Origin of the sequence: Staphylococcus pseudintermedius, from assembly GCF_034042775.1 — a bacterium.
GTDB lineage: Bacteria > Bacillota > Bacilli > Staphylococcales > Staphylococcaceae > Staphylococcus > Staphylococcus pseudintermedius.
In genome coordinates this window covers 201,178-218,890 of record NZ_CP120150.1, presented here as the reverse complement: position 1 = coordinate 218,890, position 17,713 = coordinate 201,178, and the positions used below count along the sequence as shown (strand labels likewise).

Annotated in this window: 14 protein-coding genes; 11 read left to right on the top strand and 3 right to left on the bottom strand. The window is 40.0% G+C overall.

What is annotated here, in order from left to right; translation table 11 throughout:
- Positions 1-247: 247 nt before the first annotated feature.
- Positions 248-703, bottom strand: coding sequence for a P-loop NTPase family protein (locus P3U61_RS00870; protein WP_014612837.1), 456 nt, complete (start codon positions 701-703; stop codon positions 248-250).
- A 226-nt stretch (positions 704-929) separates the two neighbouring features.
- Between P3U61_RS00870 and P3U61_RS00865 the strand changes: the two genes are divergently transcribed.
- The 11 genes from P3U61_RS00865 to P3U61_RS00815 all read left to right on the top strand — a co-directional run bounded on the left by P3U61_RS00865 (position 930) and on the right by P3U61_RS00815 (position 14,816).
- Positions 930-1,442 carry a DUF4242 domain-containing protein gene (locus P3U61_RS00865; protein ID WP_063284751.1) on the top strand — a complete coding sequence of 171 codons (513 nt, stop codon included), beginning with the start codon at positions 930-932 and terminating at the stop codon, positions 1,440-1,442.
- 170 nt (positions 1,443-1,612) lie between these two features.
- Positions 1,613-2,353 (top strand): ABC transporter ATP-binding protein, encoded by a 741-nt coding sequence (locus P3U61_RS00860; protein ID WP_104052140.1) that lies wholly within the window; start codon positions 1,613-1,615, stop codon positions 2,351-2,353.
- 13 nt (positions 2,354-2,366) lie between these two features.
- Positions 2,367-3,314, top strand: coding sequence for an ABC transporter substrate-binding protein (locus P3U61_RS00855; RefSeq protein WP_014612834.1), 948 nt, complete (start codon positions 2,367-2,369; stop codon positions 3,312-3,314).
- A gap of 5 nt (positions 3,315-3,319) precedes the next feature.
- A complete protein-coding gene (locus P3U61_RS00850) occupies positions 3,320-4,084 on the top strand; it encodes an ABC transporter permease (RefSeq protein ID WP_037542150.1) in 765 nt (254 codons plus the stop codon).
- Positions 4,085-4,103: 19 nt separating this feature from the next.
- Entirely contained in the window at positions 4,104-5,147 is a 1,044-nt protein-coding gene (locus P3U61_RS00845; protein ID WP_037542148.1) for an acyl-CoA dehydrogenase family protein, read from the top strand.
- Positions 5,148-5,492: 345 nt separating this feature from the next.
- Entirely contained in the window at positions 5,493-6,665 is a 1,173-nt protein-coding gene (locus P3U61_RS00840) for an MFS transporter (RefSeq protein ID WP_014612831.1), read from the top strand.
- Positions 6,666-6,952: 287 nt separating this feature from the next.
- A complete protein-coding gene (fadX, locus tag P3U61_RS00835) occupies positions 6,953-8,524 on the top strand; it encodes a fatty acid degradation protein FadX (RefSeq protein ID WP_323695709.1) in 1,572 nt (523 codons plus the stop codon).
- A gap of 18 nt (positions 8,525-8,542) precedes the next feature.
- Positions 8,543-10,057 carry a long-chain-fatty-acid--CoA ligase FadD gene (gene fadD / locus P3U61_RS00830; RefSeq protein ID WP_014612829.1) on the top strand — a complete coding sequence of 505 codons (1,515 nt, stop codon included), beginning with the start codon at positions 8,543-8,545 and terminating at the stop codon, positions 10,055-10,057.
- A 36-nt stretch (positions 10,058-10,093) separates the two neighbouring features.
- Positions 10,094-11,305, top strand: a complete 1,212-nt coding sequence (fadE, locus tag P3U61_RS00825; RefSeq protein WP_063284747.1) for an acyl-CoA dehydrogenase FadE — start codon at positions 10,094-10,096, stop codon at positions 11,303-11,305.
- Between the two features lie 44 nt (positions 11,306-11,349).
- Positions 11,350-13,611, top strand: coding sequence for a 3-hydroxyacyl-CoA dehydrogenase/crotonase FadB (gene fadB / locus P3U61_RS00820; protein WP_096536581.1), 2,262 nt, complete (start codon positions 11,350-11,352; stop codon positions 13,609-13,611).
- Between the two features lie 23 nt (positions 13,612-13,634).
- Positions 13,635-14,816, top strand: coding sequence for a thiolase family protein (locus tag P3U61_RS00815; RefSeq protein ID WP_014612826.1), 1,182 nt, complete (start codon positions 13,635-13,637; stop codon positions 14,814-14,816).
- Between the two features lie 61 nt (positions 14,817-14,877).
- Here P3U61_RS00815 and gtfB read toward each other — a convergent pair whose 3' ends face one another.
- Positions 14,878-16,209: an accessory Sec system glycosylation chaperone GtfB gene (gene gtfB, locus P3U61_RS00810; RefSeq protein ID WP_020220167.1), complete on the bottom strand. Its 1,332-nt coding sequence runs from the start codon at positions 16,207-16,209 to the stop codon at positions 14,878-14,880.
- Positions 16,202-17,710, bottom strand: coding sequence for an accessory Sec system glycosyltransferase GtfA (gene gtfA, locus P3U61_RS00805; RefSeq protein WP_014612824.1), 1,509 nt, complete (start codon positions 17,708-17,710; stop codon positions 16,202-16,204). Before gtfA ends, gtfB begins: the two co-directional genes overlap by 8 nt.
- Positions 17,711-17,713 lie beyond the last annotated feature (3 nt).

Here is a 17,713-nt window from a genome sequence, read left to right as displayed (position 1 = left end):
TGATCACATTTTTATTCAAAGTTCAACTCCACGTATCATTAAACCACATTGATACTGCGATAATTTACTGAGCATGAAAAGAACCCTTAACTCAAATTTCAGAAGAATGTCATCATCGCATGAACCATTATGCTGAACATTCAACGAGATTTGTAATAAGTTAAGGGTTCAAAACCTCAATCGAAATCATTTTTATTAAATTCGATTAATGAACAAGGCGTCGTTAAAATCATTTTGTTAAGCCTTTTCATCTCCGCCACAGTTCACAATGGTCGGCATGAGGCTGATAAATACACAACAGACGCGCTGTTTTATGACGCTCATACTGCCAAATATAACGAATGAATTCCCAACTGATAATATCTGGATTGTCTCCGGTTTGAGGATGTATTTTACTCATCACATAGCGACGGATGACACGCAAAATGCAGCGCCAACGTGAGTCTGTGAGCCATATTAACAAATCTGCGCGCGCTAATCTCTCGTCTAATGTGCCTTCATACGTGCCATCCATTATCCATGCATCTGTTTTCACAATTTCAATGACATGTCGTTGCAACACCTCTGCCGGTACAAGCGTGTCGCTCTCCCATGCATAACGATCCAAATGATATGTAGGTATATGAAGCGCCTTTCCCAATTTCGCACACAACGTCGATTTTCCCGAACCCGGCATTCCTAAAATAACGATACGTCGATACATATACATCCCCTCCTTTATTCACATTTACTATTATAAACCATCTTCAACCAATGATACGCCTTCCGATAACATTTTTCATTATTAATAAAATGATTCAACACCGCACAATTCTATAGATTTGTTTCTTGTTTATCGAAAAATTCTGATTTATTTTCTAATAATCCCTTGTATTCTGATAGGAATTAAGGTAATATGTCCATATTAAAAATTGTTGGAGGTACTGTTTATGTCATTATTCTTATTGGAAACTCAAGATTTATCATTCGCAAAAACGCCAGCAGAATTAGAAGAAAAGGTGCAATCTCTTTCTGAACAAGCAGGTCCAGAATTGATTGAAGTACAAGTCACTGAAGATTTATCACACGGTTATTTTATCGTTGAAGGTCATAGTGAAGAAGAAGTAAAACAATTTTTAGAAGATGGGTCTATTCAAGTGAGCCTAGTGAAAGAAGTCCGTCTCGTGGGTAAAGATTTAGACGAAGTGAAGCAAGGTGACGTATCTATCGACTATTTAGTGACTTGGAACATTCCAGAAGGTATTACGATGGATCAATATTTAGAACGTAAAAAGAAAAATTCTGTACACTATGAAGAAGTACCTGAAGTTCAATTCCAAAGAACTTATGTTTGCGAAGATATGACAAAATGTGTATGCCTCTATAACGCACCCGATGAAGATTCGGTGCGTCGTGCACGTGAAGCTGTGAATACACCTATTGACGGCATCGAAAAAATTTAACGTCATTATTGTTATGGCGTCAATGCACAACGTCACATTTGGGAGCGAGAAATGAGTAGTCAGTCAGCTATTTGATTTTAGAATATCACATACTGTCGATACCTCTTTCTCGCTCTTTCTTATCATTATAATCCCTAGTATTTTAATAAGATTTAAGGAAGGGTGATGCAATGATTGAGATTAAAATGCTACATCATTATTTTGGAGAACACCATGTCATTCAAGACTTTAATTTAACGATACCTAAAGGAAAAATTGTCAGTTTTATCGGCAAAAGTGGTTGCGGTAAGTCGACACTACTCAATATTATCGGTGGCTTTTTAACACCTACCTCGGGTGACGTTGTAATAGATCAAACACGTAAGACAGCACCGTCATCGGATTGTTTAATGTTATTTCAACACCATAACTTGTTGACTTGGAAGACGATTAACGACAATATTAAGCTCGGTTTAACGAAAGATGTATCAAATGCTGAAATCAATACATATTTATCAACGGTCGGTTTAGCACATCAAGGTACCCAATTCCCTGCCGCGCTCTCAGGTGGAATGCAGCAACGTGTCGCCATTTGTCGTGCACTCATTCATCAACCGCGTGTCGTACTCTTAGACGAACCCCTCGGCGCACTGGATGCTTTTACACGTTACAAATTACAAGATGAACTGATCAAATTGCGGACACATACCGATGCTACACTCATTCTCGTGACGCACGATATCGACGAAGCGCTCTATTTATCTGATGAAATTGTGCTTCTCGGGGATGGGGCTCAAATTCTCAACCAATATACCATTCAGCAATCTCATCCGAGAAATCGCAGTGATGAAGCATTACTATCGATTCGGCGTCAAATTATGGAAGATTTCGCACTCAATCATCATATGGCAGAGCCGGAATATTATTTGTAAAGGAGCGAAATTTATGCAAAAAAGAGCACTGATCTTATTCATTATCGCCCTTTTCATTGTTACAGGATGCACGCCAAATTCTCAAAATCACGTCAATCAAGACAAAAAAGTACTTAAAATTGGTTACCTGCCGATTACACATGCCGCGAATTTGATGATGACGAAAGAAATCAAACAGAATAATCCGAATTATGATATTGAATTAGTGCGTTTTAACAATTGGCCTGACTTAATGGATGCACTCAATAGTGGACGGATTGATGGCGCTTCTACTTTGATCGAACTCGCAATGAAAGCAAAATCAAAAGGTTCGCCAATCAAAGCCGTGGCACTCGGACATCACGAAGGCAATGTGGTGCTTGGTCAAAACGGCCATGACTTGCATGACTTTAACAACGACAATAATTATATGTTTGCCATTCCACACCGTTATTCCACACATTATTTACTGTTAGAAGAAATGCGCAAACAGCTCCATATCGGCCATGATCATTTTCATTATCACGAAATGGCACCTGCTGAAATGCCTGCCGCACTCAGTGAACAACGGATTGATGGTTATTCTGTCGCAGAACCATTTGGTGCACTTGGTGAACAGCTCGGTAAAGGGCATCTGTTACAACATGGTAGTGATATTATGCCCGATGCGTATTGTTGTGTCCTTGTTCTACAAGAAGATGTCATTCAACACCATCATCAAGCTGCACAACAATTTGTAAGTGACTACAAAAAAGCAGGCTACCAATTAGATGATAAAGCCAAAAGTGTCGACGTTATGTCGAAATACTATAAACAAGATCGCAAAATACTGGAACAATCTGCAAAATGGACGTCTTATGGTGATTTAACAATCCAACAAGAGGGCTATGATAACATTGCACAACTCGTAAAAGCGCATCACTTGTTTGACGCCCCATCATACGACCAATTTGTAGACAACTCATTATATAAGGAAGGGTGATTCACATGACCGCCAAACGATTCAAAAAATATTTACGCCCTTTCTATACATTCGCACTCTTTTTATTACTTTGGCAATGCGTCATTTGGATTGGACATTACCAACCTGTCTTATTACCTGGTCCAGTTCATGTCGCACAAAGTATTGGCAATTTCATCATTACCGGGGAAATATTTCTACACTTAGGCATTAGTTTATATCGCTTTATCGTCGGTTTTCTTATTGCGGTGATGCTCGCTATTCCACTCGGGATTCTTTTAGGGCGCAATCGCATACTTTATCAAGCCATTGAGCCGTTACTTCAGACGATTCGACCGATTTCACCGATTGCATGGTCACCGTTTATCGTCCTTTGGTTCGGTATCGGAAGTTTGCCAGCCATTTTCATTATTTTTATCGCTGCCTTCTTCCCTATCATCTTCAACACGATTAAAGGTGTACGCACGATCGACAACCATTATTTAAAAATTGCTGACAACTTGAACTTACACGGGTGGTCATTATACCGTGACATCATTTTTCCTGGCGCATTTAAACACATCATGTCAGGCATTCATGTCGCAGTGGGTACGAGTTGGATTTTCTTAGTATCAGGAGAAATGATCGGCGCGCAATCAGGACTCGGCTTTCTCATTGTCGACTCACGCAACATGTTAAACCTTGAAGATGTGTTATCCGCCATCTTTTTCATCGGTATTTTCGGTTTTCTGATCGACCGTATCATTAGTTATTTAGAAAGTCTGATTTTAAAACGCTTTGGAGAATCTTAATCAATAAAGGAGCTACACTATGACAACGATTGAAACTTTAATTGAACAAGAATTGAACCCTTACTTAGTCGAAATTGATAACGGACAATATTATGCACAGCCATTCATTCAACATTTATTTGAAAACGGCCATTTTTCAAAAGATAATCTAAAACAAAATGCGCAAGTCGTTGAAAAAGTGGCCTATTCATGCCTGACAACAGCGTTTTGTTTATGGTGCCAACTCGCCTTTTCAACGTATTTAAAACAGGCACAACAAGCGGCATTACACGAAGATTTACAACAACAAATTTTATCCGGCCAAGCTTTAGGCGCAACAGGCTTGTCTAACCCGATGAAGTCGTTCAATGCATTAGAAACATTCAACTTAACGCATTACTATGAGGGCGACCAATTGATCGTGAACGGTAAATTGCCAGCAGTAAGTAATATCGGCTATGACCATTATTTCGGTGCTATCTCACAAAATACTAAGACGAATGAACTGGTGATGTTTATTTTACAAGCGAATACAGATGGCCTCACACTTGAAGAAAAAACGAATTTCTTTGGTGTCAATGGTTCAGCCACTTACAGCATTATATTCGACAACGTAGCAGTACCCAAATCACAAATCATTACGAAAGACGCTGAGAAATTTGCGGCAACCATTCGCCCACAATTCGTCGCATTACAGATTCCTATCGCATTAGGATCTATTCAAAGTTCGCTCGATTTAATCGATCAATTTTCAAACGCACAAAACGGCATTAATGCGTATTTGGAATATGATGTTAAAAATTACAAAAAACAGTTTGAAACGTTACGTGAACAATATTATGCGTTATTGGACAAGGCACAAGGTGATTTAAACGATCATTTACTCGAAGTGATTCAATTAAAAAAAGCGTTAGGTTATTTGTTACTTGAAGTGAACCAAGCGTCAATGGTGAATGGTGGTTCCCGTGCCTATTCACCCAAAGCTCCACAAGCGCGTAAGTTGAAAGAAGGCTTTTTCTTTGCAGCACTCACACCAACATTGCGTCATTTAGGAAAACTGGAAGAGACACTTCAGATGACGTAAACAATTCAAACGCGTCACCCAATCAAAAGTGAAATCACCCTTTTACAAAATAATACTTTTCCTCGGGTATGCCTCAACTCCCCCTCATTTGTTTGACTATCATACAAAAGTGTGGGGGAGTTGAGGCAAGTCTTTTGGAAAATGCAGACCAAAGGAAGTCATATCCCGTGAAGCAAGTATAAGGTTCAGCAATTTGTAATACTCCCGGTTTTTATACAACAATGTATGCATCATTGTGCTCCCTCCCGTTCTTCCAAAACCTCTTATTTAACATGTCGCATACGATGTTCTATACTAAGTACATATCAAACTTACTTCTATTGCCGACAAAAGGTGGTCCTATTTATGCAAGAAAAACTTTGGTCAAAAGACTTTATCTTCATCACTTTGATCAACTTTTTAATGTACATGATTCACTATATGTTGATGGTTACAGTGACAGTCTTTACCATTCATGAATTCCATGCCTCTGAAAGTATCGGTGGTCTCGCATCCGGTATTTTCATTATCGGTATGTTATTGGGACGACTCGCATCCGGACGTATAGTCGATTCGCTCCAACCTCAAAAAGTGCTCGTTTATGGCGTTATTTTTTCAATTATTACAGTGGCACTTTATTTCGTGATTCAAACACTCTCACTATTATTAATTGTGCGGTTTATCCATGGTATCGCATTTGGTTTTTCTTCTACAGCGACAGGTACGATTTCTTCACGTATTGTACCGGAAGCACGTAAGGGTGAAGGTATCGGTTACTATGCTTTAAGTGTGACAACTGCTTCTGCTGTCGGACCGTTTTTCGGTATTTTATTCAACCAATCATTCGGTTTCCGCTCCATTTTTACACTCAGTTTAGGAGTAATCATTGTCGCATTTGTTCTCGCACTTGCCTTGAAACCATTACCTAAAGTAGAAATATCTACAGAAAGCGAACCGTTGAAAGGCATTCGCGCATTTATTCAAAAAGATGCGATTCCCGTCTCTTTCGTCTTAGCTGTCATTGGCGTCGCATATTCAAGTGTCCTGTCATTTTTATCTGTGTATACAGAATCGATAAATTTACCGACTGTCGCGAGTTACTTTTTTATCGTGTATGCAATCACCTCTTTTATCACACGACCTTTTACAGGGAAAATCTTCGACCAACGCGGGCACAATGCCATTATGTATCCTGTCATTGCTATCTTCGCGATAGGACTTTTCATATTGAGTAGCGCGCAAAGTACATGGCTCATCACGCTGTCCGCTATATTTATCGGTATGGGTTACGGAACGATTGTGCCAAGCGGTCAAGCTATCGTCGTACAACAAGCACCGCGTCAAAATGTAGGGCTTGCGACATCGACATTTTACATTTTCTTAGACTTCGGTGCAGGTTTCGGTCCATTTTTATTAGGCTATCTCATTTCATCATGGGGCTTCCGTGCACTTTACATTGCGATGGCCGTATTAGCACTTGTCGCACTCGTAATCTATTATTTCGTACACGGACGCCATGTCGCACAACATTCAAAATAAACATCAAAGGACTCGCCATTCAATGGTTGAGTCCTTTTCATTTGGAAGACCGTTTTCTCTTCAATCTTACGTTTCCATTCCTATACCGAATTGCCCAATTGAAAATTTTTTCATCTCCCATGTAAACGACTGAAAACAGTGTGGCCACTCAATTTATCATACTTTAAAAATTGTCTAATCTTTGTCTATTGTCTGAAAATACAAATTTTTTATTTTTACAATCATTGTAACTGTGTTATATTTCATGTAAGGGCTTACATAAAAAGTGTAAAAGGAGGCTCTGCAACATGAAAAAGTGTACATGGGCAGCGATTCCGTCACTTGTTAAAACGGGTGATGTGATTGGTTTGGCCGCACTGACCGTTTCCAACTTGCCCGCAGCACTACTCTCATCGTTAATTGAACATTACAATCAACATCACGAACCGACACAATTGACGATGATGATGGCGAATGACATTAGTAGTCGTGGTCTGGCAACCGAATTAGATGACTTTGTTGAGCGGCACATGGTAGACCGTGTCATTATGAGTATTATGACCGCTTCTCCTCGCACAGCTCAAGCGATTAAACATAATGAGTTGGAGGCGTACTTTTTACCTCAAGGGGTTATCGCAACACACTATCGTCAAACGAATGCGATTACGCCAGGTGTCATTACAAAAATTGGTTTGAATACCCATATTGATCCGCGCTATCAAGGTGGGCGCGTCAATGATAAGACGACTGCATCCCTCGTCTCATTTTTGAACATTGATGGCGAAGATTTTTTGCATTATCAATTACCACCATTAGATGTCGCATTACTTCGAGGCACATACGCGGATGAACAAGGCAATATTTACATGGACGAAGAAGCACATCTCGGTGAAAGTTACAGTTTAGCGCTCAATGCAAAGTCCAATGGTGGCACGGTCATCGTACAAGTCAAAGCTATCGTTGATAAAGGTCAACAAAAACCGAACCACGTGTATATTCCTGGATCACTTGTCGATTACGTGTACGTCGTTGAAGATACATCACAGCATCGTCAAGTTATCCAAACGATGTATCAACCAACGTTATCCGGACAGGAACGCATTGACATCATACCTGAACCGCCACTCCCGTTTAACGTCCGAAAACTGATGTTGCGACGTGCAGCCCAATTTTTAAGTGTTGGGGACACGATGAGTATCGGTTACGGTATCAACAATGAATTGACAAACCTTCTGCATGAGGAACACGTCAATGATTTGGTTCAGCCGATTATGGACATTGGTATTTTCGGTGGTTTTATAGGTAGTCGTGAACATTTCGGGATGAATTACAATTCCGATGTGCGCATGCGTCACGAATTAACATGGGACTATATCTACAACGGGGGTGTCTCAATTGCATTAATGAGTTTTGCGGAGGTCGACCAACATGGCAACGTCAACGTCTCCTACTTCGGCAATCGCATGAATGGTTGTGGTGGCTTTATCGATATTAGTCAATCTGTACAAAAGCTGATTTTGACCGGCACACTCATCGCAGGCGCCAAGCTCAGTATAGAAGACCAACAATTGTCCGTAGTGGAAGAAGGTCATACACAAAAGTTTGTTGAGACAGTGAGTAACATTGATTTCAACGCATCGTACGCCAAGTCATTACATCAAGAAGTCTTTTTCGTCACAGACCGCGCTGTATTCGAATTGCAAGAAGACGGCCTCACCTTGATAGAAGTGGCACCAGGACTAGACATTGAGCAAGATATCATTACTCAAATGGGCTTTACACCAAAAATTTCACCACAATTAAAAGAGGTAGATCCCACGATGTATCAAGCAAAATGGGGGCAATTACGACAGATGATTCAGTCAAACAGAATAGTATAAACAAGGGGGTATAAAGAGATGAACTTCGATTGGATTAAAACGCGTGCAGATTTTGATGTGGAGAAGCCTGCAGTCATTGATCACCTTAAAGGGACACAATGGTCATACCAACAGCTGAATATTCGTGCAGATCATATGGCACATTATCTGACAAAACAAGGCATTCAAAAAGGCGATGTCGTCGGTGTCCTCGCACCAAATGATGTCGCATTATTGGATTTACTGTTCGCCTGCTTCAAAACGGGAGCTGTTTTCTTACCGATTAACTGGCGTCTCAATCCTAAAGAAATTGCAGCAATTGTCGAGGATTCAACTTTGAAACTATTGTTTTACGCTGAAAAGCATTTAAGTTCACTGAATGAGGTCAACCCAAAATACTTGCATATGGATATTGATTCCGATGCGTATAACCAAATTGTTGACCCCTCACAACATTCTGTATTTAAAGCTATTAACGTAGAGTCAACCGACCTTGCCGCTTTAATTTACACAAGTGGAACAACTGGCGTACCTAAAGGGGTCATGTTTTCGTATGAATCCTTCGTGCATAATGGTGCCAATATTGAACTGACATATAAATTCAACTCAGACTACCTCACTATTATTTCAACTCCGATGTTTCATGTTTTAGGTTTTAACGATACAGTGTTACCGACTCTAATGGCAGGCGGCACGCTCGTCTTACAACGCTATTTTAATGGAGAAGAACTTAACAACATGATTGCGCAATATCACCCAGACTTTCTCATTATGATTCCAACAATGTATTACAGCACACTGACACAAGACAATTTCAATCCAGAACATTTTAGAGCTATGAAATATGTGATTCAAGGAGGATCGCAACCATTACCGAGCATTCAAAAAGCATTCAAAAAGCACGGCATCAACATCATTAACGGTTATGGTCTCACTGAAGCACCGCTCGTGTTGGTTAACACGCCAGAAAATGCCCGACAAAAACCTATGAGCATCGGAAAAGCAGTGATGTTTGTCGATGCGAAAGTGTTAGATGATAACAAAAACGAAGTCGGACTTAATGAAATTGGTGAACTAGCCATTCGCGCCAAAAATGTCACACCTGGTTATTGGAATAAACCTGAGGAAACGGCCAAAATTTTTCACAATCAGTATTTACTGACTGGTGACTTAGCTAAAAAAGATGTAGATGGTGACATTTTTATTATCGATCGTAAAAAAGAATTGATTATTACTGGTGGCGAAAATGTTCTTCCATCAGAAGTTGAAAATGCACTCGCGGAGCATCCACTCATTGATCGCTGTGTTGTCGTCGGTTATGAACATCCGAAATACGGCGAGTCTATTGCAGCAGCGATCATTTTAAGAGAGCAACCTGAGGACTATGTTGACCAACTCGACCAACATATGCGTGAGCGATTAGCTGGATACAAAGTGCCACGTATGTATTTACCGGTCACACACATGCCACTTAATTCAACACAAAAACCAGATAAATTAGCTATTACGAAAATAATGAATGACAAAGCACAGCAACAAACATCTGAGCAATAATCAGCTCATCATATCACTATTAGGAGGTTTACTTTTATGACTACAGATAAAAAAAACACATTAAAACAATTGTATCCTGAAGATATTTTAAGCATTGCGAAAGGTTTAACAGACGGTGAAGTGGCATTATTACAGCAACTCAATGACCTATTAGAAAGTAAATATCGTCAAGACATCAATCAACATTGGGTCGATGCGACGGTTCCTGAAGACTATTTTCAAGATATTGGAAACTTGAACTATTTTACAAACCCACTTCTTTATCAAGGGCGTGAAGAAGCTAAAACACCGAGCCAATTGTTTCAATTTTTCATGTCGTATACGATTGCACGCTTTGATGTTTCTTTAGCGACATTGCTCGGTGTACACCAAGGTCTCGGCCATAATACATTTTTATTCGGGGGCAGTTCAGAACAGGTCGCAAAATACGTGCCTAAACTTCAATCTCATGAATTACGTACATGTTTTGCCTTGACTGAGCCCAATCATGGTTCAGATGTCGCGGGGGGACTTGAAACAGTCGCTGAACGCCATGGTGATGAATGGGTCATTAAGGGTGCTAAAAAATGGATTGGTGGTGCGCATGTGTCTGATGTCATCCCGGTCTTTGCCGTCAATAAAGACACAGGTAAACCACATTGCTTCGTAGTTAGACCTGATCAAGAAGGCGTAGAGATTGAGGTCCTTCAACATAAAATCGCACTACGTATCGTGCCAAATGCTGAAATCCGGCTCAATCATGTCAAAGTGAAAGAAGCTGACCGCCTCCAAAATATTACAAGTTTCAAAGACATTGCTAAAATTTTATACTCCACACGTGCCGGCGTTGCTTACATGGCAACAGGTGCACTTGCTGGTACATTACGTGCAACTCTCAGTTATGTGAAAGAACGTCAACAATTTGGAAAATCAATCAGTCAATATCAACTTATCCAAGAAAAACTCGCTATGATTCAAGGTAACTTAACTCACGCGATGGCTATGAGTGCGCAACTTGCTCGGATGCAAGAAAATGGTGAATATGATGAAGTAGCGACCTCTACTGCGAAAATGATGAATGCACTCCGCTTACGTGAATCAGTCGCAATGGGTCGTGGCATTACTGGAGGAAACGGAATACTCGCTGGAGAACACGATATTGCACGCTTTTTCTCTGATGCTGAAGCAATCTACACGTATGAAGGCACACATGAAATGAATGCTCTTGTCATCGGCCGTGCACTGACAGGTGTGTCCGCATTTGTATAAAAAGCAATTATAAGCCAAAAAGCGAACTATGGGAGGAATATATGATGACAATTAGAAAAGTAACAGTCCTCGGTGCAGGGACAATGGGGGCACAACTCGCTGCGCTCCTTGTCAATGCAGGACTCAAAGTAAAACTCTTAGATATCGTCATTGATCACAACGACCCGAACAAAATTTCAAAAGCAGCATACGATAAAATCACACATCCGAAAAAACCGTTACTATTTGACCTTGCACTTGCGTCACATCTCACATACGGAAATTTTGAAGCTGACTTAGCCAATGATGATGCGGATCTTTATTTAGAAGCCGTGAAAGAAGATTTAGAAGTTAAACATCAGTTGTGGCAACAAGTCGCACAAACTGCAAAACCAGAAGCATTATTTGCGACGAATACGTCTGGGATTCCGATTGAAGCAATTGCTAAAGCGTTTGGTCCAGAAGATAAGAAGCGTTTTTTCGGTCTACATTTCTTCAATCCCCCACGCATTATGAAATTAGTCGAGCTCATTCCAAACGCTGAGACCGACCCGACGCTCATTGACAACGTTCAAACATTCACACAAGAAGTTCTCGGCAAAGGGGTGATCGTTGTCAATGATGTCCCAGGATTTGTAGCGAATCGTATCGGCACGCAAACGATGAACGATATTATGTATCGTGCAGAGCAACAAGGTTTCTCAATTACAGAAATCGACGCGCTCACAGGTAAAATTATTGGACGTCCGAAAACAGGCACATACGCGTTATCTGACCTTGTTGGCTTAGACATTGCAGTATCAGTCATTCGAGGATTACAACAAGTGCCTGAAGAACAGCCCTACTTCCAAGATGTCAAGCTTGTCGACACGCTCTATGAAGCAGGTGCACTCGGCCGAAAAACAAAACAAGGTTTCTACAAAAAAGCGCGCAAACAAAAACAACGTCTTGTCTATGATGTCGATGAACAAGATTATGTTCCCCTAACACAACCAGAGTTACCTATTCTCACCACTTTTACTAAAGACTTAGCGCACAACTTAGACGTGATATTCAATGCAACAGACAGAGCTGGTCAATTTTTATGGGAAACGCTGCGCAATAACTTTTATTATGCAGCACGCAATGTTCCAAAAGCAACCGATGATTTTCAAGACATCGATCGTGCACTTGTTTGGGGATTCAATTGGAAGTTAGGCCCTTTTCAATTATGGGACTTGATGGGATTTGATCGTGTAAAAACGCGCATTGAAGCAGAACTTGGGACTTTACCTGAGTGGATTCAACAAATAGAAGATGGCTTTTATGGAGAGTGTGAAACAATTGATGTCGTTACACCTATTGAGCATCAACTTGATAAAATTCTTTGGCAACGTAAAGACTCACAACTCGCTATCGTGAATGCACATCAACTGTTGCTGAAGCTTAGAAGTTACAATAACGTCATTACTGATGCTTTTAACGATGACTTGGTCGAAGCGATTGATATGTTGGAAAATGAACCTTATTCAAGTATGGTGATTTATGCTGACGGCCCACATTTTAGTGTTGGTGCTAATCTATACGAAATGAAAAAAGCATACGAAACGAATCAAATCGATAAACGGATCGCACCTTCAATTGATCGGTTACATGCAAGTTTCAATCGATTAAAATATAGCGAAAAACCGATTGTCACTGCCATTCATGGTCGTGTACTGGGCGGGGGTTGCGAACTTGCCCTCCACTCTCCATTCATCGTAGCAAGCAGTGAAACATATATGGGCCTTGTTGAAGCAGGGGTCGGTCTATTACCAAGTGGTGGTGGCCTCGCAGAAATGAGTGACCGTATTTTAAAAACAACACATATGATGAACGACAAACAAGCAAGCATGACACAACTTCTTATGACAGTAGGCTTAGCGAAAGTGTCAACCAATGCTTTTGAAGCACAGCGTTATGGCTTCTTACGACCAACAGACACCATTATTTTCAATCAAGAACGCCGTGTCCAAATCGCTTTACAACGTGCACAATACGAGGCAGATGCACATTATATGCCAGCGACTGAAAGACAATATCTTGCACTAGGCAAAGATTTTCTCTCACTCGCCCAAGGACAGCTTGATGCCCAACGCCTCGGCCACTATATCAGCAAACATGATTATGACATTGCGTTACGTATTGCAACAGTTTTATCAGGTGGTGACTTACCACGCAATACGTATATTCAACAACGTTACATTCAACAATTAGAAAAAGTGCATTTCTTAGAACTTATCAAAACTGAAAAAACGTATGACAGAATCACATATATGCTCGAAAATGGAAAACCGTTACGAAACTAATTTAAATAGAGAGGATGATTGGCATGAGAGAAGCTTATATCGTCGCTTATGGCCGTTCTGCAGTCGCTAAAGCAAAAAAAGGTGCGCTTTTTCATGAACGACCAGATGATGTTGCAGCAGAAGTATTAAAAGGGGTCCTCAATCGTATAGATGGCGCATTTCACCCTGATATGGTTGAAGATGTTATAGTCGGTAACGCATTCCCAGAAGGACTACAAGGTCAAAATATTGCAAGAACCATTGCGTTACGTGCTGGCCTTCCTAATAGTGTACCTGGCCAAACCGTTAATCGTTATTGTTCATCTGGATTACAAACGATTGCACTCGCTGCAAACCAAATCATGGCTGGTCAAGGCGATATTCTCGTAGCAGGTGGCATTGAGTTCATGAGTGCTGTACCCATGGGTGGAAATGAACCAACCAACAACCCTACATTACAACAACAAGATGTAGGGGCGTCATATCCAATGGGACTCACTGCTGAAAATGTTGCTGAGACGTACCAAGTAGCAAGAGAAGACCAAGATGCTTATGCTGTTCAAAGTCATCAACGTGCAACAGAAGCACAGCAAAAAGGGAAATTCACAGATGAAATCATCCCCATTCGTGTCAACAAAGTCAGTTACGATGAGAACGGTCCACGTGTCGATACAGAAATATTTGATACCGATGAGCTAGTGAGACCCGATACGCATATGGAAGCGCTATCACAATTACCGACTGTATTTAAAGCTGATGGTACCGTGACAGCTGGAACATCAGCGCCATTATCAGATGGTGTCGGGTTTGTTGTACTCATGTCTAAAGAAAAAGTAACAGCATTAGGTGTCACGCCTATCGCAAGGTTTGTGGGCTATAAAGCAGTGGGCGTCGATCCAAAGTTGATGGGGATTGGACCTGCTTTTGCGATTCCTGAAGTACTAGATTTAACACATTTAACCATTGACGATATCGATCTCATTGAACTAAATGAAGCTTTTGCATCTCAAACTATCGCCTCTATGCGTGAAGTCGGGTTATCTGAAGAAAAAACGAATGTGAATGGTGGTGCCATTGCTTTAGGACATCCGTTGGGCGCAACAGGTGCTATTTTAACAGCAAGATTGTTGGCTGAAATGAAAAAACGCTCAAATGTGCGCTATGGTATGGTGACGATGTGCATCGGTGTCGGTATGGGCGCAGCTGGTGTTTTCGAACTGGTTTAAAAACTACTTATTAGGAAAGGGACTGGACAACTCATTGTTTGTCCTAGTCCCTTTTATCGTTTTAAGCTTTGAATATTTGATTAAAGGCCTCTATTGTCGTTTCATTAGCATGATCTTGTTGATATTGTAAGCGTAGTTTAAAATAACGCTTTTTGAGATTGATATCTTTTAAAGCTTGTATTAAAGCACTGGCATCCTTTTCTTTTTCAAATAAATTTTCAGGTGCTGTGAAACGACGATTATGTGCAATGTCACTATAACCTAAAATGAGCATGTTAAAATCAAAGGCCTTTTTGACGGCATTGATAATTTCTCCACCGTTATTAATATCTAAGTAAACATCACATTTACGATAAACTGTTTCGACAGTATCCAATTCAATCGCTTGGTATAAATGCACATTCGCGTAACGCTCAAATGCTGTCAACTTAGATGACATCTCTGTTACCGCACCAATATGAAACTGAGCGAATGGGCAAGATTGTACAATCGCTTCTAGATTTTCAATTTGATCCGAGTTAGTCATAGTTAAAATGTTCATGGTGTAATTATTTTCTGATTGATAGTTGTATAAATAACCACTGTGCGCAATAAATTGACGTTCTTCATCTGTCAATTGTGCATAGATGTTTTCATATTCTTCACGCTCAGGTATTAAAATTCGACAATGACGTGGTGTGTCTTTTTCAAGAATCACACGCATATTTCCAGGAATTTCGCCATAAGATGTTTCCTGCCAGAATAAAATATCATTTCCTGGTATATCTAATTGATACAGTATCAAAAATGGTGTACTCAGCGAATTGATAACAATGTTTTCCAAATTAACATCAATTGCCTTTAGGAAAAACGTATAAAAATCGATACTATCGCTAAAATGATACTGCTCACCTTTCCACGTTAAAATTACACTTGAAGCGACAAAATTTTCATAAATCACTTCGTTGCCTTGTTGATCCAAATAGCGGCGAAAAATCATATTTCCTGTCAAATCGTATACTGTTTGTGCATAACGAAAACCATGTTGATTGTAATGATCAACATACTGAAGTTGGCCTTTTCGATTGAGCCATTCCACATGACTGACAAGGCGACGTTTCTCTGACGGATGAAAATATATCATCGCCCGTCGATCACTCATATCTTTAACCCACGCTTCATCATTGTTCCCTTCAATCTCCCAAAAGCGTGGCACAGGAACTTCGTTAAAATATCGTGCGCGCTGTTTGTCAGGGACTTGATAATTTGCAAAGAATTGATACGGTGAACGAATGCCCTCTGGTAAAAATCCATCATCAACTAAAACAATTGTCTCATCATGGTGACCCGATATCCTTAACGTTTCGTATAGTTCACGTGTATCACTGTTAAAATACTCAAATAAATTAACCATGTAACACCTCTTCTATTAATTCTTTCCATTTTTGTCGCGTATTCTCTATTAAATATGGCGTCGCAATCGCATACGATGTTTCATGAGGGTCAACAGGTCCATCATTGAAAAAGCGAATGATTGCTTGAGCTAAACTGTCAATTATTTTTTCATTACTATCTTCTTTAACTTCTATAGGCACAAGATAACCATTTTTTCCATCTCTAATAAAGGTTGGATTGCCATAATTCACATCAAAGCCAATCATCCCTAAACCTGAACCGACTGCTTCCATAAGGGTAAGGCCAAACCCCTCACTTGTTGAAGCCGCAACAAACAATGGATAATTCTTATAAATATCATCTAGTTTCTGATGTCCCAGCAACCGGATATAATCGTGTGCGCCCAGTTTTTCAATCCAGTTTTCAATGGACTCACGTTCCCCGCCTTCACCATAAATATCAAAAGTGAGTTCAGGTACCTCTTTCTTCGCAATACTCGCAGCACGAACCAGCCAATCAATATGCTTTTCACTTGCTAATCTTGAAGCAGTCACCATGCGATATGCATGTCGCGGTGACGCTGGCTTGTTAAGTTGATTTAAACTCCCTACTGGTACTGTATAAATCGGTGGCTCAGCGTTGAGATATTGCTTGAATTGTTGTGACAATATCTCATTTTGACGTTCTGTAGCAGTAATATAGAAATCAATCTCTTTTACATTTGTAAATTGATATTCATAATAATTGTTCCACAAAATGTGATCCTCGTCCGTCGCATTTTCACTGAAGTGTTCCGCATGCACTACAACGCCTACTTTACTATCCCCTTTATTTTGGAGCATCGCTTGTCCTACTTTAGTTGCACGATCATAAATGACAATATCTTCAGATGTTAGCTTTAAGTTTTGAATAAAGTATGCGACAAATTCCTCTTTTGTATAAAATAGTTGATCTTTAAACGCATAAACATGAGTACCCTCATCAATATACTCTGTGTAAACAACCGAACCATCTTCATTATAATAATGTCTCATGTATAACTTAGCTTTTTGGTCAGCCGGAGCATAATACTCTGAAAAAGTTCGTGTGTAGCTATAATAATCTTTTCGTACCAATTTGTTATTAATCACAAATTCTGCGCAATCCACATAAGGTTCATCTTCATTCTTTAAATAACATGTAATAAAGCTGCCCGGTTGTTCTAAATATAACCATCGCACAGAACCGTCTACTTCTTCACGAACCACTTCTTCATGGATAGAAGACTTTATATCGTCAATTGTATATGTGGTGGGTGCAATTTTAATGTCTGTAAAATATTGATATAGCCATATCACTTCATCATCTTGAAAACCCAAATTGGATGTTAAAGTTTGTATGTTTTCTGAACTCATAAAATCTAAAAATACAAATTTCAAAGGAACATCAAGCCCGCGTAACGCTTCAGCGCGATACTTTTGCGCATATTCTACTCCACTACTTGCCCATCCAATACCGAAATTAATATTATAAATTGTCATGCT

Coding starts and splice junctions, on each gene's coding strand:
- gtfA (WP_014612824.1), bottom strand. CDS start 17,710: ATGACAATTTATAATATTAATTTCGGTATTGGATGGGCAAGTAGTGGA.
- P3U61_RS00840 (WP_014612831.1), top strand. CDS start 5,493: ATGCAAGAAAAACTTTGGTCAAAAGACTTTATCTTCATCACTTTGATC.
- P3U61_RS00815 (WP_014612826.1), top strand. CDS start 13,635: ATGAGAGAAGCTTATATCGTCGCTTATGGCCGTTCTGCAGTCGCTAAA.
- fadX (WP_323695709.1), top strand. CDS start 6,953: ATGAAAAAGTGTACATGGGCAGCGATTCCGTCACTTGTTAAAACGGGT.
- fadE (WP_063284747.1), top strand. CDS start 10,094: ATGACTACAGATAAAAAAAACACATTAAAACAATTGTATCCTGAAGAT.
- P3U61_RS00870 (WP_014612837.1), bottom strand. CDS start 703: ATGTATCGACGTATCGTTATTTTAGGAATGCCGGGTTCGGGAAAATCG.
- gtfB (WP_020220167.1), bottom strand. CDS start 16,209: ATGGTTAATTTATTTGAGTATTTTAACAGTGATACACGTGAACTATAC.
- fadD (WP_014612829.1), top strand. CDS start 8,543: ATGAACTTCGATTGGATTAAAACGCGTGCAGATTTTGATGTGGAGAAG.
- P3U61_RS00845 (WP_037542148.1), top strand. CDS start 4,104: ATGACAACGATTGAAACTTTAATTGAACAAGAATTGAACCCTTACTTA.
- P3U61_RS00865 (WP_063284751.1), top strand. CDS start 930: ATGTCATTATTCTTATTGGAAACTCAAGATTTATCATTCGCAAAAACG.
- P3U61_RS00860 (WP_104052140.1), top strand. CDS start 1,613: ATGATTGAGATTAAAATGCTACATCATTATTTTGGAGAACACCATGTC.
- P3U61_RS00855 (WP_014612834.1), top strand. CDS start 2,367: ATGCAAAAAAGAGCACTGATCTTATTCATTATCGCCCTTTTCATTGTT.
- P3U61_RS00850 (WP_037542150.1), top strand. CDS start 3,320: ATGACCGCCAAACGATTCAAAAAATATTTACGCCCTTTCTATACATTC.
- fadB (WP_096536581.1), top strand. CDS start 11,350: ATGACAATTAGAAAAGTAACAGTCCTCGGTGCAGGGACAATGGGGGCA.